Origin of the sequence: Rhizobium sp. RU20A (assembly GCF_900155885.1) — a bacterium.
Classification (GTDB): Bacteria; Pseudomonadota; Alphaproteobacteria; order Rhizobiales; family Rhizobiaceae; genus RU20A.
The window spans coordinates 1316319-1339796 of record NZ_FTMB01000001.1 but is presented as its reverse complement, the minus strand read 5'-3'; the positions used below and the strand labels follow the sequence as shown (position 1 = coordinate 1339796).

General features: G+C 64.6%; 24 protein-coding genes. 8 read left to right on the top strand and 16 right to left on the bottom strand.

All coding sequences use genetic code 11. From position 1 onward, the window contains the following. Positions 1-15 precede the first annotated feature (15 nt). The 6 genes from F3H41_RS06435 to lgt all read right to left on the bottom strand — a co-directional run bounded on the left by F3H41_RS06435 (position 16) and on the right by lgt (position 6493). Positions 16-948 carry a ribose-phosphate pyrophosphokinase gene (locus F3H41_RS06435; protein WP_149737747.1) on the bottom strand — a complete coding sequence of 311 codons (933 nt, stop codon included), beginning with the start codon at positions 946-948 and terminating at the stop codon, positions 16-18. Positions 949-1166: 218 nt separating this feature from the next. Beyond that, on the bottom strand, positions 1167-2102 hold the full coding sequence (locus F3H41_RS06430) for a hypothetical protein (protein WP_244616085.1): 936 nt from the start codon (positions 2100-2102) through the stop codon (positions 1167-1169). A gap of 161 nt (positions 2103-2263) precedes the next feature. Next, positions 2264-3415 (bottom strand): Xaa-Pro peptidase family protein, encoded by a 1152-nt coding sequence (locus F3H41_RS06425; protein WP_149737746.1) that lies wholly within the window; start codon positions 3413-3415, stop codon positions 2264-2266. Between the two features lie 3 nt (positions 3416-3418). Beyond that, positions 3419-4189 carry a peptidoglycan editing factor PgeF gene (gene pgeF, locus F3H41_RS06420; protein WP_244616128.1) on the bottom strand — a complete coding sequence of 257 codons (771 nt, stop codon included), beginning with the start codon at positions 4187-4189 and terminating at the stop codon, positions 3419-3421. A gap of 349 nt (positions 4190-4538) precedes the next feature. After that, positions 4539-5633, bottom strand: coding sequence for a class I SAM-dependent methyltransferase (locus F3H41_RS06415; RefSeq protein ID WP_149737745.1), 1095 nt, complete (start codon positions 5631-5633; stop codon positions 4539-4541). Next, positions 5630-6493 carry a prolipoprotein diacylglyceryl transferase gene (lgt, locus tag F3H41_RS06410; protein ID WP_149737744.1) on the bottom strand — a complete coding sequence of 288 codons (864 nt, stop codon included), beginning with the start codon at positions 6491-6493 and terminating at the stop codon, positions 5630-5632. The genes F3H41_RS06415 and lgt overlap by 4 nt, the downstream gene beginning before the upstream one ends. A gap of 216 nt (positions 6494-6709) precedes the next feature. On the opposite strand from lgt, the gene F3H41_RS06405 reads away from it, so the two are divergent. From F3H41_RS06405 to F3H41_RS06390, 4 genes are all read left to right on the top strand, one after another. Next, entirely contained in the window at positions 6710-6973 is a 264-nt protein-coding gene (locus tag F3H41_RS06405; RefSeq protein ID WP_149737743.1) for an accessory factor UbiK family protein, read from the top strand. Positions 6974-7381: 408 nt separating this feature from the next. Further along, positions 7382-7882, top strand: a complete 501-nt coding sequence (locus F3H41_RS06400; RefSeq protein ID WP_149737742.1) for a YbjN domain-containing protein — start codon at positions 7382-7384, stop codon at positions 7880-7882. Further along, complete coding sequence (proC, locus tag F3H41_RS06395; RefSeq protein ID WP_149737741.1) at positions 7882-8703, top strand: pyrroline-5-carboxylate reductase; 822 nt, start codon at positions 7882-7884, stop codon at positions 8701-8703. The genes F3H41_RS06400 and proC overlap by 1 nt, the downstream gene beginning before the upstream one ends. Positions 8704-8711: 8 nt before the next feature. Then, on the top strand, positions 8712-9068 hold the full coding sequence (locus tag F3H41_RS06390) for a tRNA-binding protein (protein ID WP_149737740.1): 357 nt from the start codon (positions 8712-8714) through the stop codon (positions 9066-9068). Positions 9069-9101: 33 nt separating this feature from the next. On the opposite strand, the gene F3H41_RS06385 is transcribed toward F3H41_RS06390, so the two are convergent. The 4 genes from F3H41_RS06385 to F3H41_RS06370 form a co-directional block, all read right to left on the bottom strand. Continuing rightward, positions 9102-10472 carry an ATP-binding protein gene (locus F3H41_RS06385; RefSeq protein WP_149738236.1) on the bottom strand — a complete coding sequence of 457 codons (1371 nt, stop codon included), beginning with the start codon at positions 10470-10472 and terminating at the stop codon, positions 9102-9104. A 31-nt stretch (positions 10473-10503) separates the two neighbouring features. Continuing rightward, a complete protein-coding gene (locus F3H41_RS06380; protein WP_149737739.1) occupies positions 10504-11205 on the bottom strand; it encodes a response regulator in 702 nt (233 codons plus the stop codon). Positions 11206-11249: 44 nt separating this feature from the next. Beyond that, the gene (locus F3H41_RS06375; RefSeq protein WP_149737738.1) at positions 11250-11726 is read right to left on the bottom strand and encodes a MarR family transcriptional regulator; all 477 of its coding nucleotides are present in this window, start codon (positions 11724-11726) and stop codon (positions 11250-11252) included. Positions 11727-12001: 275 nt separating this feature from the next. Further along, on the bottom strand, positions 12002-12580 hold the full coding sequence (locus F3H41_RS06370; RefSeq protein WP_244616127.1) for a DUF1236 domain-containing protein: 579 nt from the start codon (positions 12578-12580) through the stop codon (positions 12002-12004). Positions 12581-12902: 322 nt separating this feature from the next. Here F3H41_RS06370 and F3H41_RS06365 point away from each other — a divergent pair, with 322 nt between their 5' ends. Together F3H41_RS06365 and F3H41_RS06360 are read left to right on the top strand one after the other, a co-directional pair. Beyond that, positions 12903-13091 carry a hypothetical protein gene (locus F3H41_RS06365; RefSeq protein ID WP_149737736.1) on the top strand — a complete coding sequence of 63 codons (189 nt, stop codon included), beginning with the start codon at positions 12903-12905 and terminating at the stop codon, positions 13089-13091. 146 nt (positions 13092-13237) lie between these two features. Beyond that, a complete protein-coding gene (locus F3H41_RS06360) occupies positions 13238-13879 on the top strand; it encodes an MBL fold metallo-hydrolase (protein WP_149737735.1) in 642 nt (213 codons plus the stop codon). A 76-nt stretch (positions 13880-13955) separates the two neighbouring features. Here the strand turns inward: F3H41_RS06360 and F3H41_RS06355 are convergent, their stop codons facing one another. The 3 genes from F3H41_RS06355 to F3H41_RS06345 all read right to left on the bottom strand — a co-directional run bounded on the left by F3H41_RS06355 (position 13956) and on the right by F3H41_RS06345 (position 16198). After that, positions 13956-14414, bottom strand: a complete 459-nt coding sequence (locus tag F3H41_RS06355) for a BA14K family protein (RefSeq protein WP_149737734.1) — start codon at positions 14412-14414, stop codon at positions 13956-13958. Between the two features lie 150 nt (positions 14415-14564). Continuing rightward, positions 14565-14780 (bottom strand): cold-shock protein, encoded by a 216-nt coding sequence (locus F3H41_RS06350; RefSeq protein WP_149737733.1) that lies wholly within the window; start codon positions 14778-14780, stop codon positions 14565-14567. 512 nt (positions 14781-15292) lie between these two features. Next, positions 15293-16198 carry a DMT family transporter gene (locus F3H41_RS06345; RefSeq protein WP_149737732.1) on the bottom strand — a complete coding sequence of 302 codons (906 nt, stop codon included), beginning with the start codon at positions 16196-16198 and terminating at the stop codon, positions 15293-15295. A 132-nt stretch (positions 16199-16330) separates the two neighbouring features. On the opposite strand from F3H41_RS06345, the gene F3H41_RS06340 reads away from it, so the two are divergent. After that, positions 16331-17413 carry a DUF1176 domain-containing protein gene (locus tag F3H41_RS06340; RefSeq protein ID WP_188129355.1) on the top strand — a complete coding sequence of 361 codons (1083 nt, stop codon included), beginning with the start codon at positions 16331-16333 and terminating at the stop codon, positions 17411-17413. Positions 17414-17443: 30 nt separating this feature from the next. Here the strand turns inward: F3H41_RS06340 and F3H41_RS06335 are convergent, their stop codons facing one another. The 3 genes from F3H41_RS06335 to F3H41_RS06325 all read right to left on the bottom strand — a co-directional run bounded on the left by F3H41_RS06335 (position 17444) and on the right by F3H41_RS06325 (position 21780). Continuing rightward, complete coding sequence (locus tag F3H41_RS06335) at positions 17444-18613, bottom strand: PQQ-dependent sugar dehydrogenase (RefSeq protein WP_149737730.1); 1170 nt, start codon at positions 18611-18613, stop codon at positions 17444-17446. A gap of 96 nt (positions 18614-18709) precedes the next feature. Next, on the bottom strand, positions 18710-19384 hold the full coding sequence (locus F3H41_RS06330; RefSeq protein WP_244616126.1) for a class GN sortase: 675 nt from the start codon (positions 19382-19384) through the stop codon (positions 18710-18712). Between the two features lie 35 nt (positions 19385-19419). Continuing rightward, entirely contained in the window at positions 19420-21780 is a 2361-nt protein-coding gene (locus tag F3H41_RS06325; protein WP_149737729.1) for a marine proteobacterial sortase target protein, read from the bottom strand. A gap of 359 nt (positions 21781-22139) precedes the next feature. Between F3H41_RS06325 and F3H41_RS06320 the strand changes: the two genes are divergently transcribed. Then, on the top strand, positions 22140-23342 hold the full coding sequence (locus F3H41_RS06320) for a pyridoxal phosphate-dependent aminotransferase (RefSeq protein ID WP_149737728.1): 1203 nt from the start codon (positions 22140-22142) through the stop codon (positions 23340-23342). Positions 23343-23478: the final 136 nt, after the last annotated feature.

Below are 23478 nucleotides of genomic sequence, written 5' to 3'. Positions count from 1 at the left end.
GGCGGGGAATGCCGGTCAGTCGAAGAGGCTCGAGACGGACGATTCCATGCTCGTGCGGTTGATGGCCTCGCCAAGCAGGCTGGCGGTCGAGATGACGCGGATATTGTGCGCCGACTGGACGGCCGTGGTCGGCTGGATCGAGTCGGTGATCACGAGTTCCTTGAGCTTGGAGGCCGTGACGCGCGCCACGGCGCCGCCCGAAAGAACGCCATGGGTAATATAGGCGGTGACGCTGGTCGCGCCGTTCTTCAGCAGGGCCTCGGCGGCGTTGCAGAGCGTGCCCCCGGAATCGACGATGTCGTCGATCAGCAGGCAGTCCTTGCCGGTGACGTCCCCGATGACGTTCATGACTTCGGATTCACCCGGACGATCGCGGCGCTTGTCGACGATGGCGAGCAGACAGTCGAGACGCTTGGCCAGCGAGCGGGCGCGCACCACGCCGCCGACGTCGGGCGAGACGACCATGACGTTCTTCAGGTCGTAATTGTCCTTCACGTCGCGGGCCAGAATCGGGATGGCGTAGAGATTGTCGGTGGGGATGTCGAAGAAGCCCTGGATCTGGCCGGCATGCAGGTCGAGCGTCATCACGCGGTCGGCGCCGGCTTCGGTGATCAGGTTGGCGACGAGCTTTGCGGAAATCGGCGTGCGCGGACCCGGTTTGCGGTCCTGGCGGGCATAGCCGAAATAGGGGAGCACGGCGGTGATGCGCTTGGCCGAGGAACGGCGCATGGCATCGATCATGATCAGCAGTTCCATCAGGTGATCGTTCGTGGGGAACGAGGTGGACTGGATGATGAAGATGTCCTCGCCGCGGACGTTTTCCTGAATTTCGACGAATATTTCCTGGTCTGCGAAGCGGCGAACCGTGGCTTTGCCGAGGGGAAGATTGAGATAGGAGCAGATGGCTTCGGCAAGGTGACGGTTCGAGTTGCCTGCGAATACCTTCATGGATGGTCCGCCTGTCTGGGCGCGTCATGGCTGAAGGCCACGCGCGCGTTGTTCCGCGGCCCCATCACCGAAAGAGGCCTTGTTTTCGCGCTTAATAACCACCCCCCGCCCGATTGCAAGGGGGCCGGGCGGATTTCGTCGGGACGCAATCGGTTTAAAAGTGGAAATGCCATGCGGCTGCAAGAGCTTGGGTCGTGAGGGGTTGGAATCATTTCTGGTTAACGGCCATTGCGCCAGCTCAGATAGCTCTCGATGGTCTTTGAGGCGATGGCCTGCATGGTCTCGGGCGCAACGGTCGCCCAGGGATCGGCTCCGCCGCCCGGCGCGGTTTCCTGACCCTGAATGCGGTTCAACCGGTTGCCGGAGGCATCGAGCACGTCCCATACATAGGTGACCGTGGTCTTCGGTCCGTCCGCAAAGGCGGAGAAATAGCCTTTCAGCATATGCTGGGCGGAGGCATCCGTCGCGCTCTTGATGGTGATTCCCTTTGCGCGGGCGTCGGCGCCGAGCTGACGCGACAGCGGGGTGACGGCCTGTACGGGTGCGCCGATGATCGGAAGGAAGCGCACCGAGAGGGCACCGGCCTGCGGATTGACAGCGGCGGTCTGCGTTGGCGGCTGGTTTGCCTGCTGTCCCGTTGCCGGCTGCGCGGCAACCGGTTCGCTCACGGTCTGCTGGACAGGTTGCTGCTGCGTGGCGGCCGGCTGGCTGCCCAGCGCTGCGGCCTGGCCCTCCAGCGTACCGGCCGGATCGTGGTAGGTGCCGTTTCCGGCAGCCGTCCCTCCATGGAGCGCGGTGGTCGTGGTGGAGGAGGGCGGTGCGAGCGTCTGGCCGGTGATCGGTTGCTCGCTTTGGCGGACGGGCTGGCTGGCCGCCTGTTGCTGTCCCGTGGTCACGGGAGGCTGGCTTGCCATACCGTCGAGGTCGCGCTCCGTGACAGGCGGCGAGTTGAAGGTACCGGCGCCGACATCGACCTGCGGGGTCAGCGCATCCGTGCTGTTGCAGCCGGACAGAAGGACAAGAGAGAGGGCGACCGAGATGGCAAGCGCCGGGAGCGCGCGCGGGGTTGTTGATATACGCGTGCCGTTGGAGGCATTGCCTGCTGGTGTTTCAAAGAGGGGGTGGAGATGGTCAAGGTCGCACAATGGCTTCATCCGCTACTCCCGGCAGCACCGATCCGGAAGAGGGTCGGAACGATGTGGCGTTTCAAGGATCGAAAACACCCATATGCGTCGACAAACGGGCGTTCCGCTTTCGATCCGATGATGTGCAGGGCCGTCCGGCCCTGTCAATCAGCCATCCTGACCAGCAAATCTTAAGTAGAGATGAAATCCAGCCCGTAGCGGGACAGGGCACGGGGCTCGCCCGCTGTCGTCAGATAGGTTTGTCCGAGCGTCATGGCGGTCCCGGTTTCGCTGTCCATGATGATCATGTGCACGAAGAGCGACATGTCCGGCTCGATGGGGTGGGGATTGCCGACATGGAACATCTGGCTTTCCATCCAGGACGGGGAGAAGCGGGCGCCGACCGAATAGCCGCAGGCATTCAACCGGTGTTTGGCAAGGCCCCGCTCGTCCATGATGCGGGCATGGACGTCGAAGACCGTTCCGAAGGTGTTGCCGGGGCGCAGCACCATCTCGATGGCCTGCATGGCTTCACGGCAGGCGCTGTAGAGTTCACGGTGGCGGTTGCTCGGTTCGCCGATGATCACGGTGCGCATCATGGGCGCGTGGTAATGAGCGCTGACGCCGGCCCATTCCAATGTCAGCTGGTCGTCGGCATCGAGCTTGCGGCGGCCGGACTTGTAGCGGCACAGCAGTGCGTCGGTGCCCGAGCCGATGACGAATTCGTTGGCGGGATAATCGCCGCCGCCGGCCAGAACCGCGCCCTGCATGGCGGCGAGGATTTCGGCCTCGCTGGCGCCGGGACGGATCAGCGGCAGGGCCGCATCAAGCGCGGCATCGGCGAGTTCCCCGGCCCGCAGCACATGGGCGATTTCCGCCTCACTCTTGACGAGACGCAGATTGCCGACCAGCGCCGAGGCATCGACAACCTCGCCGAAACTCGTCAATTGATGGTCAAGGCGGCGCGCGACGAGGCCTGTCATGCCGTGCGTATCAAACTCGACGCCGATGCGGCAGCCGAGCAGGTCGAGATCGGAGAGAAGGTTCTTGAGATCGGCGGTCGGATCGGCGTTGACGCGGTCAACCCAGATCTGAATGCGCTCGATATTGGAGGTGTGGCGGGCCTGGCGCAGGTCCGCCGAGCGCGTCAGCAGCACCATGGAGCCGTCGAGCTTGACCACAAGCGTCTGGAAGAAGCAGTAGCCGAAGGTGTCGTAGCCCGTCAGCCAGTACATGCTTTCCTGCGCGAAAAGCAGCACGGCATCGAGCTTCTCCTCGCGCATGCGGGCGGTCAGCCGCGTCAGGCGGGCGGCATATTCCTGTTCGGCAAAGTGCAGGGCCATGGCTTAGCGCTCCCGGATCATGATGGCGGAGATCTGCCGGCCGTAATCGGGCTCGGCGCGGTGGGTGGTGCGGCGGAACGAGAAGAATCGCTCCTCGTCCGCATAGGTGCAGATGTCGAGATTGTCGGCGGCAACGCCCGCATCGGTCAGTCGCTTCACCGTCAGGGCCGGCAGGTCGAACATGAAATGGCTGTCGCGGGCGGCGGGTGTGAAGAAGAGGGCGTACTCCGGATCGTGGGCGAGGAAACGGTCGTAGAACTCCTGGCCGACTTCGTAGTTCCGGCGGCTGATCGACGGGCCGAGGCTGGCAGTGATGCGGGTGCGATCGGCGCCCAGCCTTTCCATGGCGTCGATGGTCGCTTCCAGCACGCCGCCGAAAGCTCCCTTCCAGCCGGCATGGGCCGCGCCGATCACCCCGGCCTCGGGGTCGGCGAAGAGAATCGGTCCGCAATCGGCGGTGAGGACGCCGAGGACGAGACCGGGCGTCCGGGTGACGAGCGCATCGGCCTCGGGACGGGCGCCGTCATAGGTCTCGTCAACCGTCACGACATCGGGCGAATGGACCTGATGGACCGTTGCGAGCCGGCCGGGCGCGGCGCCGAACCAGGCGGCGACACGGCGGCGGTTCTCGTGGACGGCCTCGCGGCTGTCCTGCGAGCCGAGGCCGACATTGAGCCCGCGGTAGAGCGGGCCCTCAGATACGCCGCCTTCGCGGGTAAAGTAGCCATGCACGACGCCGGCGTCGGCCAGCGCGGCAAGGCGCTTGGAAAGGATCGGCGCCGGTTCTGCCGGGGTGTCGGCGGTCCGCTCGGCATCGGCGGTCTCGGTCAGGGCGCTGTGGGTCACGATATCGCGGTCTCCGCTGGTTCGGGCACTGCCAGAGGAGCTGTCCGGCAGGTGGTGCGCTCGCAAAGAGGGTTGTATCAAGGTTGAACGGGCGGGCTCGGGTCGAATGGTCTCGTTCGGCTCCGGCATCATCGGCGTAGCGCGCGTCCTGCGCGTTGCAACGGTGTCTGGCCACGCAGATCAGGCGCGCGGCGGGTGATTGGTCGCAAGGGTGGCCGGTCGAGCGGCGGCTGTCAACGCCGCAAATCGCATTGCGGGCGTCCGATCCTGTTTCCGCTCACTTCTGGAAGGGGGCGATATCGACGTCCGGGTGGCTGACGGCCAGCACCTTGAAGAGCTCGCCCATGCGGCCTTCACCGCTGCCGGCAAGGCGCTCGACGGCGGTGCGGATTTCTTCCTGCGTTTCGAGATCCTTGCCCGAACCCAGCGCGCCGGCGCGCTCGGCAATGCCCAGCGCCAAGAGGAAATCGCCCTGATGGGCAAGGCCGTTGACGCGCAGCCCCTCGGCTTTGGCGCGGCGGGCCAGCTGCTCGAAATCGACATGGCTTGTCAGGTCCGCAAGGCCGGGATTGGCAAGCGGCGGATCATAGGTGTGGTCGCGCACGGCCTGCAGCGTATCGCCAAAACCGGTCGCCATGTGGCCGTAATCGATAATCAGCGCCGTGCCGTCATGGGCGGCGATGCGCTGGCACAGCGCCGCCATCACCGCGTCGCGGGCCGGCGCGACTTCAAACACTGTCCCCGGCGGTACGGACTGGGCCGGCACCGGCAGGAGGTCGGGATCGATGGTGGCGATGCCGGGCACGAAGGTCAGGTGATCCTCGGCGTCGAGCCCCACAAGCCGCTCGCGAAAACCTTGCGCCGTCTTGACGAACTGGCGGATCGGCACGGCGTCGAAGAGCTCGTTGGCGACGAGCAGCAGGAAGCCGGGCGGCAGCGTCTCGAAGCTGGTGTGCCAGCTGATCTTGGGCTTGTGCTCGACCAGCGTCTGGCTCTGCACCTTCTGGAGGCGCTCGCTGGTCTCGATGAGGTGGACGGCGCACAGCTCGTAAAGGCCGGGCGAGACGCGTTCGATGACACGCAGGATATCGGCCATCATCGTGCCGCGGCCGGGACCGACCTCGGCCAGAATGACGGGCGCGGGCGAGCCGTGGCGCTCCCACGCATTGACGAGGAAGATGCCGATCATCTCGCCGAACAGCTGGCTGATCTCCGGCGCCGTCACGAAGTCGCCGGAACGGCCGAAGGGCTCGCGGGTGCGGTAGTAGCCATGGTCGGGGTCGGCTAGGCACAGCGAGAAATAGTCGGTGACGCTGAGCGGGCCGTTGAGGCGAATGATGGACTTGATCTTGTCGGCGAGCGGCGTTGTCATGCTCCGGCCTCCGCTCGCGCCGGCTCGGCAGGGGTGGAGAGGCCGCGGTAGAGCGCCCACAGGCCCGCCGCCAGCATGGGCAGCGACAGGAGCATGCCCATGGTCAGCCAGCCGAAGGCGAGGTAGCCGAGCTGGGCGTCCGGTTCACGGAAGAACTCGACGACGATGCGGGAGAGGGCATAGCCGGTGGCAAAAATGCCGCTGACGAGCGCCGGTCGCTTCAGGGCACCGAAGCGGAAGATGGCAATGGCGATCACGCCGAGGAGCAGGATGCCTTCGAGACCCGCCTCATAGAGCTGGCTCGGGTGGCGCGGGAAGGGACCGCCCGTCGGGAAGATCACGGCCCATGGCGCCGAGGAGAGCCGTCCCCACAGCTCGCCATTGATGAAATTGGCGATACGGCCGAAGAACAGGCCGATCGGCACCACGGCGCACACGATGTCGAAGAGGCTCCAGGGGAGAATACCGCGCTTCCGGGCAAAGAGGAGCATGGCGATCAGCGTGCCGATCAGGCCGCCATGGAACGACATGCCGCCATTCCAGATCTCGAGGGCGCGCAGCGGATTGGCGGCAACGGCGGCGAAATCATAAAACAGGATATAGCCGATGCGCCCGCCGCCCACGATGCCGGCGGCGGCCCAGAGCAGAAAGTCATCCAGCTGTTCGGCCGTGACGGCCGGCGTGTTGTTGCGCCACAGGGTCGGCCGTTTGGTCATGGCCACGGCGTAACGCCAGCCGAGCACGATGCCGGCCACATAGGCAAGCCCGTACCAGTGGATGGCCAGCGGGCCGATGCGGACCAGAACCGGATCGATTTCCGGAAACGGCATGATGGCGAGAAAGGTCTCGAGACTGTACACGGCGCGCTTTCATCCGCTTCGCGAAGGGGCGTCGGGACTGGTCAGTCCCTGATGGGCGGGAACATGGCGTCCGAATCCGGTGTGGTCAAGGCGAGCAAGGGGATCGGCCCGTTCCCTCAACTGCATTTTTCCTTGCAACGACGCCTGCGGCACCCTACCTCATTTCCATGCGAGGCGGCCCGCCGCGAGGGCCTTACGACAGGGAGTTCTTCGACCATGACGACCGGCACCAACCGCATTTTCGACGATTTCGCCAAGCTGATGACCGATGCCGCCGGCGCCGCGCAGGGCGTGCGGGCCGAAGTTGAGACGGCTTTCCGCGCGCAGGCGGAGCGCTTCATGAATTCCATGGACGTGGTCAAGCGCGAGGAATTCGAAGCGGTGCGCGACATGGCGATTCGGGCGCGCGAGGAAAACGATGCCTTGCTGAAGCGCATCGAGGCCCTCGAAGCGCGCCTTTCCGGTAATACGGGCGCCTGACAGGCTGCTCCATTTCACGACAGTTTCTCGCATTTCAGCGGGCCTTCGACCCTCGTCGCAGGCCCGTTTTGATTCCAAACGGTTTTTCCGCGAAAAGTTTTCCACCTGTGGACATGCCTGAAAAAGCCTTACGCCAGAGTCGGTTAAATCGCCCTGCTGACTCAATCTCGAAGGCTTGATCGGCCGTCGCAGGCGGGAATTTACGGGGAGGGGGCTTTCTTGCTGACTCCGCCGTTATACACTGATTTTAAATGATGATTCGAAACGGACCACGCAAGCTCCAGGCAGGGTAGTGTCGCCAGGTTGACCGCAGGTCCGCAAATCAGAAGTCTGTTCCGGTGTTTGGTGTGTGCCGTCCTCCTCGTGAAGGCAGGGCAGTGCGCGTTCGACCGGACTTTGGGGTGATGCATGAGCCTGATGGAATGGGAGCTTGAACGGCAATCGAACCCGGTCGACATGATCGAGTTCGTGGCCGCCAACAACGACTGGTCGTTCGAGCGTTCCGGCGAGGATGAAATCGCCATGACGGTCGAGGGGCGCTGGACGGATTACCACGTGTCCTTCTCGTGGATGGAGCAGTTCGAGGCGCTGCATCTGGCCTGCGCCTTCGACATCAAGGTGCCGGAAAGCCGCGTCAACGAGGTGATCCGCCTCCTGTCGCACATCAACGGCCAGGTGCTGATGGGTCACTTCGATCTGTGGCGGCAGGAGGAAGTCGTGATCTTCCGCCAGTCACTGCTGCTGGCCGGCGGCGCCGAGCCGACCAACCAGCAGGTGGAAGTGCTGCTGTCGAGCGCGATCGATGCCTGCGAGAGCTATTTCCAGGCGTTCCAGTTCGTCGTCTGGTCGGGCATGGATGCGCAGCGCGCGGTCGATGCCGTCCTGTTCGAGACCGTCGGGGAAGCGTGATGGTGGCTGCGGAAGGCAAGGGGCCGATCGTTCTCGTCGGCGCCGGCAATATGGGCGGCGCCATGCTCTCCGGCTGGCTGAAGAGCGGCATGGCCGGTTCGGATTTTCTGGTTCTCGACCCCGGTCCGTCGCCCGCCATGTCGGCCCTGATGGCCGAGCACGGTGTTCAGCATGCGACGGCGGCGCCGGCCGGCACGATTGCCTCCATTCTCCTTCTCGCCGTCAAGCCGCAGGTCATGGACGCCGTCCTGCCGCCGCTCAAAAGCCTGGTCGGTCCGCAGGCCGTGGTCGTTTCGGTGGCCGCCGGCAAGACGCTGTCCTTCCTCGAAGCTCATCTCGGCGCTTGCGCCATGGTGCGCGCCATGCCGAACACGCCGGCCATGATCGGGCGCGGCGTGACGGGTGCCTTTGCCAATGCGCGTGTGACGGATGACGCTCGTGCGGCCGTTCACGCCATGCTCGCCGTCAGCGGCCCCGTGGAGTGGGTCGATGCGGAAGAAAAAATTGATGCCGTCACGGCTGTTTCCGGCAGCGGGCCGGCCTATGTCTTCCATCTCGTGGAGTGCATGGCGGAAGCCGGTCGCAAGGCCGGGCTTCCGGCGGACCTCGCCATGCGGCTCGCACGGGAGACGGTATCGGGGGCTGGTGAACTTCTTCATCGGTCCCCCGATGACGCCGCAACGCTGCGCAAGAACGTGACCTCGCCCGGCGGCACCACGGCCGCGGCGCTCTCCGTGCTCATGGCCGATGACGGCATGCAGCCCCTGTTCGACAAGGCGATCGAGGCGGCCCGCCGCCGCGCCGAAGAACTCGCCGGTTGAGGCCAGCCATGTCCGATGCACCGCAGACCGACACCATCAGCTTTGCCGATTTCGAGCGCGTCGACATTCGTGTCGGCACCATCGTCGAGGCCATGCCCTTTCCGGAAGCCCGCAAGCCTTCCATCAAGATGGTGATCGATTTTGGCCCGGACATCGGCCTCAAGAAGTCCTCCGCACAGATCACCGTGCATTACACGCCCGAGACGCTGGTCGGCCGGCGCGTGATGGGTGTGGTGAATTTCCCGCCACGGCAGATCGGGCCGTTCCGATCCGAGGTGCTGACCCTCGGCTTTGCCGATGCTGACGGCGCGATCGTGCTCGCCGTGCCGGACAAGGACGCGCCGAACGGCGCAAAGCTCTGCTGAGTCTGTCTTTTTCTTCCAATCGGTAGAACCGCCTCACGCCGGGACGCGGATCGTGGCGCGCAGGCCACCCAGCGGGCTGTCGGCGAGCGTGACGTTGCCGCCATGGCTTCGGGCGATGTCGCGGGCAATCGCAAGGCCGAGGCCGGTGCCTGAGGCGTTGAGGTTACGGGCTTCGTCCAGCCGGTAGAAGGGCTTGAAGACGTCCTCCCGGTCCTTTTCGGCAATGCCGGGGCCGTCGTCATCGACGGTGATCGTCAGCCATTTGGCGCCGTGGCGGATATCGACGGCAACGGTGTCGGCATAGCGGAAGGCGTTGGAGATGATATTGCCGACGAGGCGGGTAAAGGCGTTGGGGCGCACGCGCACATCGTCGTCCCCTTCCGCCGTCGCCGTCAGCGTTTTCCCCATCAGTTCGGCCTCGGCTTCCATGCGGGTCACGAGGTCGCTGAGTTTCAGATTGCCGAGGTCCTCTTCCGCCTCGCTGCGGGCGAAGGCGAGGTAACCTTCCAGCATGCTCTGCATGTCCTCGACATCCTGGTTGAGGCCTTCGAGGTCGGGATCGTTGCCGGCGAGTGCCAGTTGCAGCTTGAAGCGGGTGAGAATGGTGCGCAGGTCGTGCGAGACGCCTGTCAGCATCGCCGTGCGCTGCTCGATCTGCCGTTCGATGCGCTCGCGCATGAGGATGAAGGCAAGGCCGGCTCGGCGGATTTCCTCGGCACCGCGCGGCTGGAAGCTGGCGATCTTCTGTCCCTTGCCGAAACTCTCCGCAGCCTGCGCCAGCGCGAGGATCGGGCGGATCTGGCCGCGCAGGAAGAGGATGGCGATGGTCAAGAGCACGAGCGATGCGCCGACCATCCAGACGATGAAGATGTGGGTGTTGGAGGCATAGGCGCTGTTGCGGCGGGCATAGATGCGCAGGATGCGGTCGCCGTCGATCTTGATGCGGATCTCGACGATGTCGCTGTCGCCGACCGTGTCGATCCAGTAGGGGCGCCGGATCTGCTTGGAAATCTCTTCGCTGAGGATCTGGTCGAGGATTTCGAAGAAGGGTTTCGGGCGCGGGGCGGGCAGCTCGCCACCCGGTTCGATCGAGAGGTTGAGGTTCAGCCGGTCACGGGCAACGCGGATGATGTCGGCATCGCTGATCGTCTCGGGCGAGAGATCGATGAGGTCGATGAGGGCGGCGATGTCGCTGGTGACGGCGGAGGAGAGCCGCTGGGTGACGAGCTGCCAGTGGCGCTCCATGAAGACGAAGGCGACGACCGACTGCAACAGCACCATGGGGATGATGACGATCAGCAGCGAGCGGGCGTAAAGGCCCATCGGCAACTGGCGGCGCAGCCAGCGGGTGAAGCGGGTCCATATCTCGCCGCCCTTCTTCAGGTGGCGCCGGGCGGTGTGCATGGATGTGCCGATGTCCGCCACGCCGCGACCCTCAATCCGTGCTCAGCCGGTAGCCGATGCCGCGCACCGTCTGCAGCCAGAGCGGGTTGGACGGGTCCTCCTCGATCTTGCGCCGCAGGCGGTTGATCTGAACGTCGATGGTGCGTTCGCCGACTTCCGTATCGTCGCTGATGAGTTCGTGACGCGGGATCGTCTCGCCGGCCCGCTCAGAAAACAGCGTCATGATTTCCTGCTCGCGGTCGGTGAGCCGGATTTGCTCGGCGCCCTTGCGCAACTCGCGCTTGACGAGCGAATAGGTATAGGGGCCGAAGATGACCTGATCGACTTTGGAGGTGGAGGCGGTGGCGTTGCGGCGCAGGATGTTGTTGATGCGCAGCACCAGTTCGCGCGGCTCGAAGGGTTTGGGCAGATAGTCGTCGGCGCCCGCCTCCAGCCCCTCGATGCGGGCGTGGGTCTCGGCAAGCGCCGTCAGCATGATGATCGGCACCGTCTTGATGGCGCGCAGGTCCCTGGTGAGCGAAACGCCGGTTTCGCCCGGCATCATCACATCGATGATCAGGAGGTCGAAGTCGAGGCCTTCCAGCTTGCGCCGCGCTTCGGCGGCATCCGCCGCCGCCGTGACGCGAAAACCCTGGTCGACGAGGTAGCGGTTGAGCAGGTCGCGGATACGCCGGTCGTCATCGACCACCAGAAGATGCGGGGCGTCATCCGCAATGGTCGGCTTGGTCGTCACGCTGATCCCTCCCTCTCGAACCGGCTGGTCTTTCGGCCCCGCCGTCACGTCCCGTCCGGTTCGTTTCGCATCGCCTCCAGAAACCGCGCCACAGTGGCGCGGGCCTCCGGTCCTGATTTCGCCAATGCCTGCGCGATGCGGCGGGACTGTGGCTCGGCGAGCGCCCGCGCCAACTGGCGACCGCTTTTCGTTGTGTAAAGCTTGCGCTGGCGGCGATCCTCGGGGCCGGCGACCTGATGAATGTAATCATTGTCGATCAGCTGCTTCAAAACACGCGCAAGCGATTGTTTGGTGATGTTCAGCGTATCGAGAAGATCGGCAACGGTCATGCCGGGCTCGCGGTCCACGAAGTGCAGGACGCGGTGATGGGCGCGACCAAAACCGCTGCGCTCCAGAATGGCATCGGGGTCGGAGGTGAAGTCGCGATAGGCGAAGAACAGGAGCTCGATGATCTCGTAGTCGATGCTGCCCGCCTCGGCTTCAGCCGGCGATGCACCGTTGCTCTCCCTCTGCAATGCCACTTTCCGGTCCCTCGCATCGCGGCGGCGGCCGCATCAAACAAGTCAGTGATCCTGACCCATCTAGCGCCATCCCATGGGCCGGTCCAGTGCCGCCCGCCGGCGCAAGGATAGGCGCTGGCTCCCGGCTCGCCAATCGAAAAGCGATTTGACGCCAAGGGGACGCGCGCCTTTCCACTGCAATCCGTCTGGGCGGAGTCGATGCTGATGGTACGTACTGCAAAAACGGGCCGCACCGGTGTCGGCGCGGCCCCGTCAGGAAAGAGCGAGCTCGGGGCTCAACGGTAGACGTAGACGATGCGGCGGGTCTGCGGCTCGACGAGCACCGGCTGGCCGTTGACGCGCACGTAGCGATATTCGTAGTCCGGGATTTCGCGGAATGTCACGGTCTCCGGAACGGTTGCGCCGAGCACCACTTCACCGTCGAGATAGACGGGGTCGGAGGGGTTGCCATCGATATAGGTGCGCACCGTGTCCGGCGGCTGGATGGCATCGACAGCCTCAACGGGGCCGATCAGTTCGCCGCCCATCGGCATCGAAGCGGTGGTTTCAACGGCCGGTCCTTCATAGGTGACGGTCGGAATCGCAAGCGCGGCGCGCTCGTTTTCGATTACCACTGTCGTGCCGCCTTCATCGGCCGCAAGATATGTCGAATAGGCCCAGCCGCGCGTGCCGTTCACATCCACCTGACACCAGCGGCTGCCTTCAATGCAGCCATCCACCAAGACCGCGCTGCCACGACCAGCAAGGCCGACGGCGGGATATTGCGGGCCGGGGCCGGAGCGAATGTTGAGGTCTGTCGTCGCCGTGGCAGAGATCGCTGCTTCGGCCGGAAGGGCGAAGACGGTGAGGGCCATGGCGCCTGCCGAGAGGGCCAAAAGAAGGGGACGGTGTTTCATTGCAATCACTCCGTTGTGAACGCGGCAACAACCCGCCAAGTCCGCATTCTGTTCCCGGGGGGACCCGCCGGCCGAGATGGCTGTGGCAGATTGGACGCAGTTGAAGACAGCCTCCTTCGTTTCGCGACGGAAGGGAACTTCCGGGGCGCTGCGGACTTGTGAGGGCATTGAAATTTCCGTGAGGGAGCGTGACCAAGCTCCCAGAATATCAGCATAAACCGATCGGCAGGGTGCAGGCCGGTCGGCTCACGAACCCAAGCTGCATCAGAGGCCCGATCCCATGAAGACGATGACCCTGTCCTCCGCCCTTTCCAGCGACCACACAAGCGCCGAAGGTGCCGCTAACCCGATGAAGTCGGTCTTCATCGTCGTGATCGCCGCAAAGATCGCCGTTGCCGGCCTGTTGATGACCACCGTCAATCTTGCAAGCCCGATCCCGCCGGCGCTTGAGATTGCAGAGCTCCGCTGACAGTCATGAAGGCGCGGCCACCGTCGCCGAGACTTTTTACGCATTGCCGAAAGCTTTGACTTGGCGCCACCGAGCCTTTACCGCTGCGCCCGACAGACCCTCCGCCGCCCGCTGACGGGGGCGGGCGCGGCGAGAAGGAGCAAGCGATGTTGCAGGCCGGTATTATTCCCGTCACCCATTTCCAGCAGAACTGCACCGTGCTCTTCGACACGGAAACGATGCGCGGCGTGGTTGTCGATCCCGGCGGCGACGTCGAGGTGATCCTTCAGACGCTGAAGGACAACGGCATCACCATCGAGGCTATCTGGCTGACGCACGGGCATATCGATCATGCCGGCGGCGCCAAGGAGCTCAAGCAGCACCTTGAGGTCGACATTATCGGCCCGCATATCGACGACAAGCCGCTTTTGGAAAACCTTGAAACGCAGGCCGAAAAATACGGCCTCGCCATGAAGGTTGACAACCTCCTGCCCGACCGCTGGCTTGCGGATGGCGAAACCGTTTCTTTCGGCGCGCATGTCTTCGAGGTTTATCACTGCCCCGGCCATGCGCCCGGCCATGTCATCTATTTCAATCGCGCCCAGAACTTCGCCCATGTCGGCGACGTGCTGTTCCATGGTTCGATCGGCCGCACCGATCTTTATGGCGGCAACCACGAGCAGCTTCTGGACTCGATCCGCACCAAGGTGCTGCCGCTCGGCGACGATGTCGGCTTCATCTGCGGCCATGGGCCGGGCGGGCGGATCGGAGACGAGCGCCGCAGCAACCCGTATCTGCGCGGGCTGTGACCTCAGTCTTCCCCAAAGAAAAAGCCCGCGGCCGGGAGGCGGGCGGGCTTTCGCATGTCAGGCGCTGGCGGCGCGATCAGCCGGCCGTGCAGAAATAGTTGCGGCCGTCATAGCCACGGAAGGTGCCGGTGTCCGGATTGAAGGAGCGGTAGCGCTGGGCGCAGTAGCGGTACCAGGACGGCGTCCAGGGCTGGTAGGCGCCGCCATAGGCCTGCACCGGGCGCGGCTGCCGGTAGACCGGGCTGTAGTCGCTGTCATAGGTTTCGCGATAGACGCGGCGCTCGCGATAAACGGGAGCCGGCTGGTAATCGTCATAGGGCGGATCGATGTAGACGCGGCCGCGCGGCTGCTGATTGGCGAGCGCGCCGCCGACGATGACGCCGGTGGCAAGGCCGAGAGCGCCGAGCGCGATGGCATCGCCCCGGTCGTGGTGGTGGCGGCGGCCCCAGTCGCCGGCATTGGCCGGAGCAAAAGCCGTCAGCGTGGTGGCTGCCGTGGCAATGGCGAGTACGGCTGCTTTGACGAACCTGTTCATGGTCAGCTTCCCATTTCGTCCTTAGAAAACCGGGTCATCCGGTCTTGATGATGATGATGAAACCATAGGTCCGGCTGGCTGAACGGTCGCTGAACAAAAAAACCCGGCATGATGCCGGGCTTCAACGTCAAACGCTGCTGTCTCTTGCGATCAGCCGGAGACCTGCAGATTAACCGCCTTCGGGCCCTTGCCGCGGCGATCCGGTTCGGTGTCGAAGCTTACCTTCTGATTTTCCGTCAGGCCTGTCAGGCCGGAAGCCTGGACAGCGGAGATGTGTACGAAGATATCTGCGCCACCGTTGTCGGGCTTGATAAAGCCGAAGCCCTTGTCGGTGTTGAAGAATTTTACGATGCCAGTTTCGGCCATGCGTCAGGTCCTTTTCACTCTGCCCGTTCGGGGGGCAGCATTACGATGTTTCCCCGAGGGGGCGTGCAGCAGGCACTTCTAGACTAAGAGGAAAGGGCCCCGTTATCGCATCCTGACCGCAAGGCTCCCCATCCCGAGATCCTGCATGCCCCTCTGCCCGAAGTTTTTGCGTCTTCGGTCCGCATTGCCTTAAGGTCTTCCCGTTCTCGCAGATTGCCCGAACGCAGTAAGAGTGATGAGTTTATCTTCACTTGGCAAGCAAAAGTTTTTTGAACTGCAACGCTCTTTTCACATTGTTCAAAAAACGGTCATCTGCCTGATTCTTCCCGCTTTCGCGGCTTGCATCGCAAGCGATTGAAGAAACTGGATTTTGGCTGTCACGCAGCAAATGGCGCTGCCTGCATTCGTTCGCGTCGCAGGCAGGACATCGCTTCGCTGCCGGCGGCTTGGAACGCGCTCCGTTAGACTGACCAAACGGTAAATTTTTCTTCGCGCTTCAAGTATCGGGCACGTTACCCCCGGTTGTCTGTCGCAGCGCTGCGGTCTTTCTTGCCCAGTTCGGGCACGATTTCGACGCTGAGCATGGCCAGGAACAGGATGGCGCAACCGGCATAGCCGATCGGGGGGATGGTTTCGCCCAGCAGGAGGACGCCGAAGAGCGCCGCAAACAGCGCCTCGCTGGACAGGAAGATGGCGGCCTGCGCGGCCGTGGTGTGACGTTGCGCGACGATCTGGCAGATGAAGGCGATGCCGCTGGAAAACAGGCCTGCAAAGAGGATTTCGGGCACCGCCCGCTGCAAGGCCTCCAGGGAAATGGGCTCGTAAGCCATGCCGAGCGCAATGCCGCCGATGGCGCAGATGAGAAACTGGGTCAGCGACAGGGCCATGGGACGGTCGGCCTTCGGCCCGACAATGCCGATGAAGATGATCTGCAGGGCCCAGAACACGGCGCAGACGATGGTGAGGTAGTCGCCGGAGGACAGCGCCGTCAATTTTCCCCCGCCCAGCAGGAAGATGCCGAAGAGCGACATCGCCGCTGCAGGCCAGACCACCCAATGCGGCATGCGGCGGAACAAGAGGACGGAGAGGATCGGCACGAAGATGATGTAGAGGCCGGTCAGGAAGCCGGAATTGGTGACGGTCGTCGTCTGAATGCCGATCTGCTGGGTCACGGCGCCGCCGAACAGCGACAGGCCGACGGCGGCAAAGCCCGGAAGGTTGGCGCGCGCCAGCGGCCGCGTCGTGCGTCGCGCCTCGACCAGCGCCAGCGGCAGGGCGACGAGGCTGGCAATGGCAAAGCGCAGGCCGATGAACCAGAGGGGGCCGATGGCCTGCATGGCTGTCGACTGCGCCACGAAGCCCGCTCCCCAGATGGCGCCGGTGACGAGGAGGAGAAGGTTTGCCTGAAGACGGGTCATGCGGAAGCCTGCCGATGCGGCGGCCGGCCTCGGCCAGTCTGCCTATTCTGGGGGAGTCCGCTCTAACAGTTGCCTTTTTTGCAGGCAAGACGGATGGTTCGACCGGCGAGGCTGCAAAAGGGAGACTGTAAGATGGGATCGGTTCGAAACAGGGTGATCGGTGCGGCTCTCGTCTGCCTTTCCAGCGTGTTCAGCCTGCCGGGGCTTGCGTCGGCGGAGACCTATGGCAGCTTCGGCGACTGGTCGGTGTCCTGCAGCAACGGCATGACCTGCAGGCTCGCCAGCAGCGACATGCAGCAGACGCTGTTTGCTTCGATCGACTTTACCCGCCGCTCCGATGCCAATGCGCCGGTCGAGATGACGCTTTCGGTCCCGACGGAGGGGCTCGGCGATCCCGCGGCGTCCTTGTCTGCATCGGTCGATGGCAAGGTCGTGTTTTCCATTCCCGTTTCGCAGCTTGTCGCCCGCCGGGATGACCTCACGGTGGCGCTGACCGACGATACCAAGGTGCGGGCGCTGCTGGAGGCGATGCGGACGGGCAAGACACTGGTGCTGACGCTAGCCGGTGCCTCCGGCCGGAAGGAGCGCAGCGTGTCGCTGTCCGGCATGGCCGCCAGTCTGCTGTTTCTGGATGAGGCGCAGGACCGGCTGAAGCGCACGGATGCGCTGGTCGACAAAGGCGATCGGCAACCGCCCGCCATCGTGCCGGTCCGGGAGATTGCCAGCTTTGCCGAGGTTCCCGCCGCGTTGCGGCCGCTCTTTGCCGATCCGGATGCCGAATGCGGCGGCTTCGACGAGGCAAACCTTGCCGCCGTCGGTGCCTTTGCCATCCATTTCGAGACCGGGGACGATCTGATCGCCATGCCCTGCGCGCCGGGTGGGGCCTATAACCAGCCCTTCGCCCTTTATGTAGGGCAGGGCGACAATTTCGACCTGCTCAGCGTTCCCGTCATGACGGATCGCGGACCTGGCATCGATCCGTCCCCCTACAATCTCGATCTCGACTGGAAGAAGCGCACGCTCAGCTCCTTCTTCAAGGGGCGCGGGATCGGCGATTGCGGCTCCTGGTATGTGTGGAAACTGCCCGGTCTTGACGAAGAAGCCACCGGCATCGTGCTGACCGAACAGCGCCTCAAGGGCGAGTGCGACGGCAATGATGGTGGTGGCATCGAAAACTGGCCGGCCGTCTGGCCCGTGCCGGCCCGGAAAGACTGATCGGCCCGGCTGACGTGCCGGACTTCCCCGTCAGTTCGATGTTGGGCGCGTCAGGCGCAGCAACTGGCCGTTCTCGTCGTCGGTCACGAGCAGAACGGAGCCGTCGGCGGCGACCGCCACATCGCGGATGCGCCCGTATTCGCCGTCCAGCATGCGCTCTTCCGCAGTGATTTCGCCCTTGTCGTCGCGGTCGAGGCGCGACAGCAGCTCGTATTTCAGCGCTGCGACCAGCAGGTCGCCCTTCCATTCCGGGAACATCTCGCCGCGATAGACGACCATGCCGCCCGGCGCGATCGAGGGATCCCAGTAGAAGGCCGGCTGCTCGTAGCCCGCCTTGCTGGTGCCTTCGCCAATTTCGGCGCCGGAATAATCCTTGCCGTAGGTGATGACCGGCCAGCCGAAGTTCTTTCCGGCTTCGGGATAATTGACCTCGTCGCCACCGCGCGCGCCGTGCTCGACGGTCACGAGCCTCTCATCGGCAGCGTCGATCGCCATGCCCTGAATGTTGCGGTGGCCCTTCGACCAGAGTTCCGGCAGGCCGGTCTTGTCATCGGCATAGGGGTTGTCGGCGGGAATGGTGCCGTCGGCATTGATGCGCAGCACGGCGCCGGCATGATCGCGCATATCCTGGGCACGGTTGCGCTCGCCGCGGTCGCCGATGCTGAAGAAGAGGGTGCCGTCCTCGGCAACCGAAATGCGCGAGCCGAAATGCTGACCCTTGTCGGTCAGCTTGTTCATGCGGAAGATTTCCTTGACGTCCTCCAGCGTGCGGCCGTCCTCACTGAGGCGCGCGCTGACGATCGCCGTGCCATAGGCGCCGTTCTCGCCGGCGGCGTGGGACAGGAAAAGCTGGCGCGATGTTTCGAAATCGCGGGCAAGCGCCACGTCCAGGAGGCCGCCCTGGCCCACCACGGCGACCTTCGGAACGCCTGCGATCGGCTCGGACACCTTGCCGTCCATGACCGTTCGCAGGTTGCCGCCGAGTTCCGTCACGATGTAGCCGCCATCCGGCAGGACATCGACGGCCCAGGGCTGGGCGAGGCCGGAGGCGATGCTTTCGACGGCCACGGGGCCGGTTTTCGTGTTGTAGGTCTTTGTCTCCGCCAGGGCCGCAGTGGCAGTGAGCGAGAGCGCGCTCGCGCCGGCAAGCGCTGCCAAGCGCGCGGAAAGGCTGGGTGTGGTGTGGGCGGCTTTGGCCATGTCGGTCTCCATCTGCCGTCATCGGGATGGCGGGGAGGTGGCGCGGCAGGGCGCCGGCTTCAAGGTGCGGCCGCCCGCGCGCCCATCAATGCCGCATCAAAAGGATTTTACCGCCGCCGCCGCGGCAAGCGTGGTCAGCCCGTCGGATCCCGACAGACGGGCAATCGTGCCGTCCGGCCCGGTGTCGCCGATGAGTTCGGCGCTCAGGATGTAGCGCAGCGGTCCATGCTCGGTGGCGTCGAAGGGAAAGCAGGTGGCGAGCACCAAATGCCGGCCGATCGCCTGCGCGTTGATGCCCGAGCGATCCCAGGGCGCGACTCGGCCCTCGCCAGCCCGGAAAGTCAGCTTCGCTCCATCGGCACGCGTAACCTCCAGCAGGTCGCCGGGCCTGACGTCCTTCAGCCAGCGGAAATGCGTGTCGCGATGGGCGGCAATGACGGCGGTGCCGGGGTCGCCCGGCTGCGGCGTGTTGACGAGCCAGGCGGGACCAAAGGCGAGCGCCTCGCCGCTGGCGCCCTTCAGCACGATGGCGGACTGGCCGAGGCGGGGCGCGGATATGCGTGCTTCCGTATCGAAATCCGCCCAGGGCCATGGGCGCACATGGCCATCGCCGGCAAGACGGGCATCGAAGGCGCGCTCCAGCAGCACCTGCGAGAGCTCCGCCTTCACTTTCATGTAGGCACCCTTGCCGACCAGCATGAGGCCGACAAGGATAATGAGCAGGAGAAGCGCGCCGAGCACGGTTTCTCCGGCCGAGAGGCGGGAGAGCAGGCCGGGGCGCGGCTCCTGCAGGCGGTTGTCGAGGCTCACGCGCGGCCTCCCGTGCGGTTGGCGCCAATGTATCGGGCGAGATCGTCACGCAGGAACGCATAGCCGGCGCCGACCATGATGGCGAAGGCGATCAGCATCAGGCCCATGAGGATATGCCGGTCGGCGAGCGTTGCCGTCTGGGGCAGCGCGACTTCGGCGGACTGTTCGGCCAGCAGGCTTGCTGCACGGGCCGTTGGCGCCGCCTGCATCTTGCTGGCGACGGCCTCGGCCATCTCGATCACAGGCGCGGGCAGGGCCATCGCCTTCTGCATCGGCACGGTGCCGGTCGAGCCGGGTTCGCCGTACACCTTGCCGAAATCCCAGCCGGCCGGGAGGTTCAGCGGCACGTCGGTGCTGGTGATCGGAGCGCCGGCCGGGCGCGAGGGCGTGATGTCCACCGCAACGAGGCTGGTGACACGCGAGACGAGGTGATGGGCAAGCGCGACGGTCTCGATCTTCTTGTCGAGCACGGCCGGATCCGGCAGCGCATAGGCGCTCGCTTCGAGATCGTCGATCTTGCGGCGCGCCCAGAGCTTGGCGATCCCGCTGCCGTCCGAAGCTTTCGCGATGTCCATCTCGACGCGCCAGGGCTGGTCGCCGGCCCGGCCGGTGATCTGCAGCTTGCCGGTCGGCGCGGCGGAGGCGAGTTCCGCCGTCAGCGTTACCGGTTCGCCGCGATAGAGGTCGGGCATCGGGTTCGGCGTGATGTCGCCGGCGGCCGCGCCGTCGAAGGTTGCGGCAATGTCGGTCATGGCGGGCTGTTCGAGCTTCTGGAACAGGGCACCCATGCGCTCGGCCACCTGACTTTCCGAGCCGATCAGCGTGAAGGTGCCGCGGCCGACTTCGGCGGCCTTGGTCATGAAGTATGTGTTCGGCGCCGAACCGATACCCACGGTGAAGACGCGGGCATCGCCGCGATGGGCGGAGATTTCGGTGAAGAGCTGTTCCTCATTGCCGATGGCGCCATCGGTGAGGAAGACGACCTGGCGCAGGGCTCCGGCGGCGACCGGGCCTTGCGTGCGCAGGGCTGCCTGCAGGGCCGGGAGCATTTCCGTGCCGCCCTCGGCGGTCAGGCTGCGCACGAAGGCGATGGCGTTTTCGCGATTGTCGGGCGTTGCCGCGACCAGTTGCGGGAAATGCACGGTCATCGTGTCGTCGAAGCGGATGACGTTGAAACGGTCTTCCGGGGACAGGCGCGAAATCGCAAGCGCGAGGCTGTCGCGGGCCTGCTCGATGGAGGGGCCGGACATGGAGCCGGAATTGTCGATGACGAAGACGATTTCACGCTTCGGCTTCACCGGGCTTTCCGTGCCGACCGGCGGCGTGACGAAGGCCATGAGGTAGGTCTTGCCGTCGACGGTTTCACGGAAGAGGCCGGCATAGGGGCTCTTGCCGGCCTCGGCGCGCCAGGTCAGCTCGAAATCCTTGTCGGCGGGCACGCTCTCGGCCTTCAGCGTGATGCGGCGCGTGGCGGGGTCGACGGTCTCGACATTGACCTCGTGGAAGGCGGACTTTACCTCACCGAGGGGGAAACCGGCGCCGAGCGTCACCGTCAGTGTGACGGGATTGACCTTGGCGTTGGTCTTCGGGTCGAGCACGGGCGGGGTAATCTTGTCCCGGTCCGGCACGGGATCGGAAACGGCGTATCCGGAGGCGCGGTCGATATCGACGGTCTGGACCACCGGCGCCGGATTGTAGCGCGGCGCCACGACCATCGGGAAGCGCAGTGAATAGAGGCCATCGGACTGCTTCGTCGCGGACTGGTATTCGATCTGCACGACAATCGTCTCACCGGGGCCGATATTGGCGACCTGATTGGTGAAGATGTTGGGGCGCTGCTGTTCGAGGAGCGCCGCCTTCTTGCCCTCGGCCTTTGCCTGCTCATAGACCTGACGCGCCTCTTCGCGCGGCTTGATCTCGCCGGCGATGAAGCGCTCGCCGATCTGCATCTTCAGCGTATCGACGGCCGAATCCTCCGGCAGCGGGAAGACATAGGTGCCTTCCACCCAGCCCTTGGACGGATTGAGGAAGCGCTGCGTGACGCGGGTGCGGATGACGGGGCCGCTGACATCGATGGCGACATCGGTAGACAGCCGCGGCGCCTCGACGAAATAGCCGGGCTCGCGGGAGGGGAAGAGGAGGGCGCCGGTGCCCATGTCGTTGGGGCGCACATAGCCGGCCGGCTCGGTCACGGATGTCGTCTCCGCAACGGTCGGTACGGCGGTCTCGGCGCGAGACTTCGTCGCAAGACCGCCCACCATGACGATGCAGGCAAGAAGCGCGACGAGGACGAGACCCATGCGGTGCGAGGCGCGGCGCCGCTGGGCGCGCTCGGTCAGGAGGTCATCGAGAAACATGGCATATCCCCTTCCATGCGATGTCTGATGATCGAGATTGACGATGGCAAGTCGGCTCTTGAAAGACTGAATTGCGGCACCCCACGGCAATTGTGATGGCCAAATCGTGGCAGTCACCTTTTTCGGATGCGCTTGGCGAGGTCATGAATAGATTGAGCTTTTCAGCCGTCCTTTGACCCTGCGCGGCGCTCCACGCGCCCGACTTGAGCGTACCGGCTCGCCGCGATGACGCAGAAGCGCGACACCCGGGCCATCAAAGCTGCCTTTCTGCTTGAAACACCGGCTCTTCTTCGACATACAGCTAGCCGCCGGCCGATGATCGGGCCGGCTATCCGAAACCGCAACAGGACCTTTGTTCCATGGCCTTCCTTGCCGACGCCCTTTCCCGTGTAAAGCCCTCCGCCACCATCGCCGTTTCGCAGAAAGCGCGCGAGCTGAAAGCGAAAGGCATGGACGTGATCGGCCTCGGCGCCGGCGAACCGGATTTCGACACGCCCGACAATATCAAGCAGGCGGCCATCGAAGCGATCAAGCGCGGCGAGACGAAGTACACGCCCGTGGCGGGCATTCCGGAACTGCGCGAGGCCATCGTCAAGAAGTTCAAGCGCGAGAACAATCTCGACTACTCGGCCGCGCAGGTTATCGTCGGCACCGGCGGAAAGCAGATTCTCTTCAACGCCTTCATGGCGACGCTTAACCCCGGCGATGAAGTCGTCATCCCGACGCCCTACTGGGTCTCCTACCCGGAAATGGTGGCGCTGTGCGGCGGCACGCCGGTCTTCGTGGAAACCACCCAGGCCAACAATTTCAAGCTGAAGGCCGAGGATCTTGAGAAGGCGATTACGCCGAAGACCAAGTGGTTCATCTTCAACTCGCCCTCCAACCCCTCGGGCGCCGCCTACAGCCACGCCGAACTGAAGGCGCTGACGGATGTGCTGGTCAAGTATCCGCATGTGCACGTGCTGACCGACGACATGTACGAACACCTGACCTATGGCGACTTCAAGTTCGCCACCCCGGTCGAGGTGGAGCCGGCGCTTTACGATCGTACGCTGACGATGAACGGCGTCTCGAAGGCTTATGCGATGACCGGCTGGCGCATCGGCTATGCCGCCGGTCCGCTGGCGCTGATCAAGGCCATGGACATGGTGCAGGGCCAGCAGACCTCGGGCGCCTGCTCGATCGCCCAGTGGGCGGCCGTGGAAGCGCTGAACGGCACGCAGGACTTCATCCCGGTCAACAAGACGATCTTCGAAGGCCGCCGCGACCTCGTCGTCTCCATGCTGAACCAGGCAACCGGCATCGAATGCCCGTCGCCGGAAGGCGCCTTCTACGTCTATCCGTCCTGCAAGGGCCTGATCGGCAAGACCGCACCCTCGGGCAAGGTCATCAACACCGACGAGGACTTCGTGACCGAACTTCTGGAAACCGAAGGCGTCGCCGTCGTGCATGGCTCGGCCTTCGGCCTCGGCCCCAACTTCCGCATCTCCTACGCGACCTCGGAAGCCCTGCTGGAAGAAGCCTGCAAGCGCATCCAGCGCTTCGCGGCCGCCTGCAAGTAAGCGAAAGCCGCTGTCTCGATTGGTGACGCAACCTCTCCGCCGTCGTCCTCGGGCTTGACCCGAGGACCCATGCGACCTTGGCGGTCGTGGCTGTGGATCGTCGGCTCGGTGGCCGAGGATGACGGCGGTGGAGGCG

Coding starts and splice junctions, on each gene's coding strand:
- F3H41_RS06435 (WP_149737747.1), bottom strand. CDS start 948: ATGAAGGTATTCGCAGGCAACTCGAACCGTCACCTTGCCGAAGCCATC.
- F3H41_RS06430 (WP_244616085.1), bottom strand. CDS start 2,102: ATGAAGCCATTGTGCGACCTTGACCATCTCCACCCCCTCTTTGAAACA.
- F3H41_RS06425 (WP_149737746.1), bottom strand. CDS start 3,415: ATGGCCCTGCACTTTGCCGAACAGGAATATGCCGCCCGCCTGACGCGG.
- F3H41_RS06415 (WP_149737745.1), bottom strand. CDS start 5,633: ATGACAACGCCGCTCGCCGACAAGATCAAGTCCATCATTCGCCTCAAC.
- F3H41_RS06405 (WP_149737743.1), top strand. CDS start 6,710: ATGACGACCGGCACCAACCGCATTTTCGACGATTTCGCCAAGCTGATG.
- F3H41_RS06400 (WP_149737742.1), top strand. CDS start 7,382: ATGAGCCTGATGGAATGGGAGCTTGAACGGCAATCGAACCCGGTCGAC.
- proC (WP_149737741.1), top strand. CDS start 7,882: ATGGTGGCTGCGGAAGGCAAGGGGCCGATCGTTCTCGTCGGCGCCGGC.
- F3H41_RS06390 (WP_149737740.1), top strand. CDS start 8,712: ATGTCCGATGCACCGCAGACCGACACCATCAGCTTTGCCGATTTCGAG.
- F3H41_RS06385 (WP_149738236.1), bottom strand. CDS start 10,472: ATGCACACCGCCCGGCGCCACCTGAAGAAGGGCGGCGAGATATGGACC.
- F3H41_RS06370 (WP_244616127.1), bottom strand. CDS start 12,580: ATGGCCCTCACCGTCTTCGCCCTTCCGGCCGAAGCAGCGATCTCTGCC.
- F3H41_RS06365 (WP_149737736.1), top strand. CDS start 12,903: ATGAAGACGATGACCCTGTCCTCCGCCCTTTCCAGCGACCACACAAGC.
- F3H41_RS06360 (WP_149737735.1), top strand. CDS start 13,238: ATGTTGCAGGCCGGTATTATTCCCGTCACCCATTTCCAGCAGAACTGC.
- F3H41_RS06355 (WP_149737734.1), bottom strand. CDS start 14,414: ATGAACAGGTTCGTCAAAGCAGCCGTACTCGCCATTGCCACGGCAGCC.
- F3H41_RS06350 (WP_149737733.1), bottom strand. CDS start 14,780: ATGGCCGAAACTGGCATCGTAAAATTCTTCAACACCGACAAGGGCTTC.
- F3H41_RS06345 (WP_149737732.1), bottom strand. CDS start 16,198: ATGACCCGTCTTCAGGCAAACCTTCTCCTCCTCGTCACCGGCGCCATC.
- F3H41_RS06340 (WP_188129355.1), top strand. CDS start 16,331: ATGGGATCGGTTCGAAACAGGGTGATCGGTGCGGCTCTCGTCTGCCTT.
- F3H41_RS06335 (WP_149737730.1), bottom strand. CDS start 18,613: ATGGCCAAAGCCGCCCACACCACACCCAGCCTTTCCGCGCGCTTGGCA.
- F3H41_RS06325 (WP_149737729.1), bottom strand. CDS start 21,780: ATGTTTCTCGATGACCTCCTGACCGAGCGCGCCCAGCGGCGCCGCGCC.
- F3H41_RS06320 (WP_149737728.1), top strand. CDS start 22,140: ATGGCCTTCCTTGCCGACGCCCTTTCCCGTGTAAAGCCCTCCGCCACC.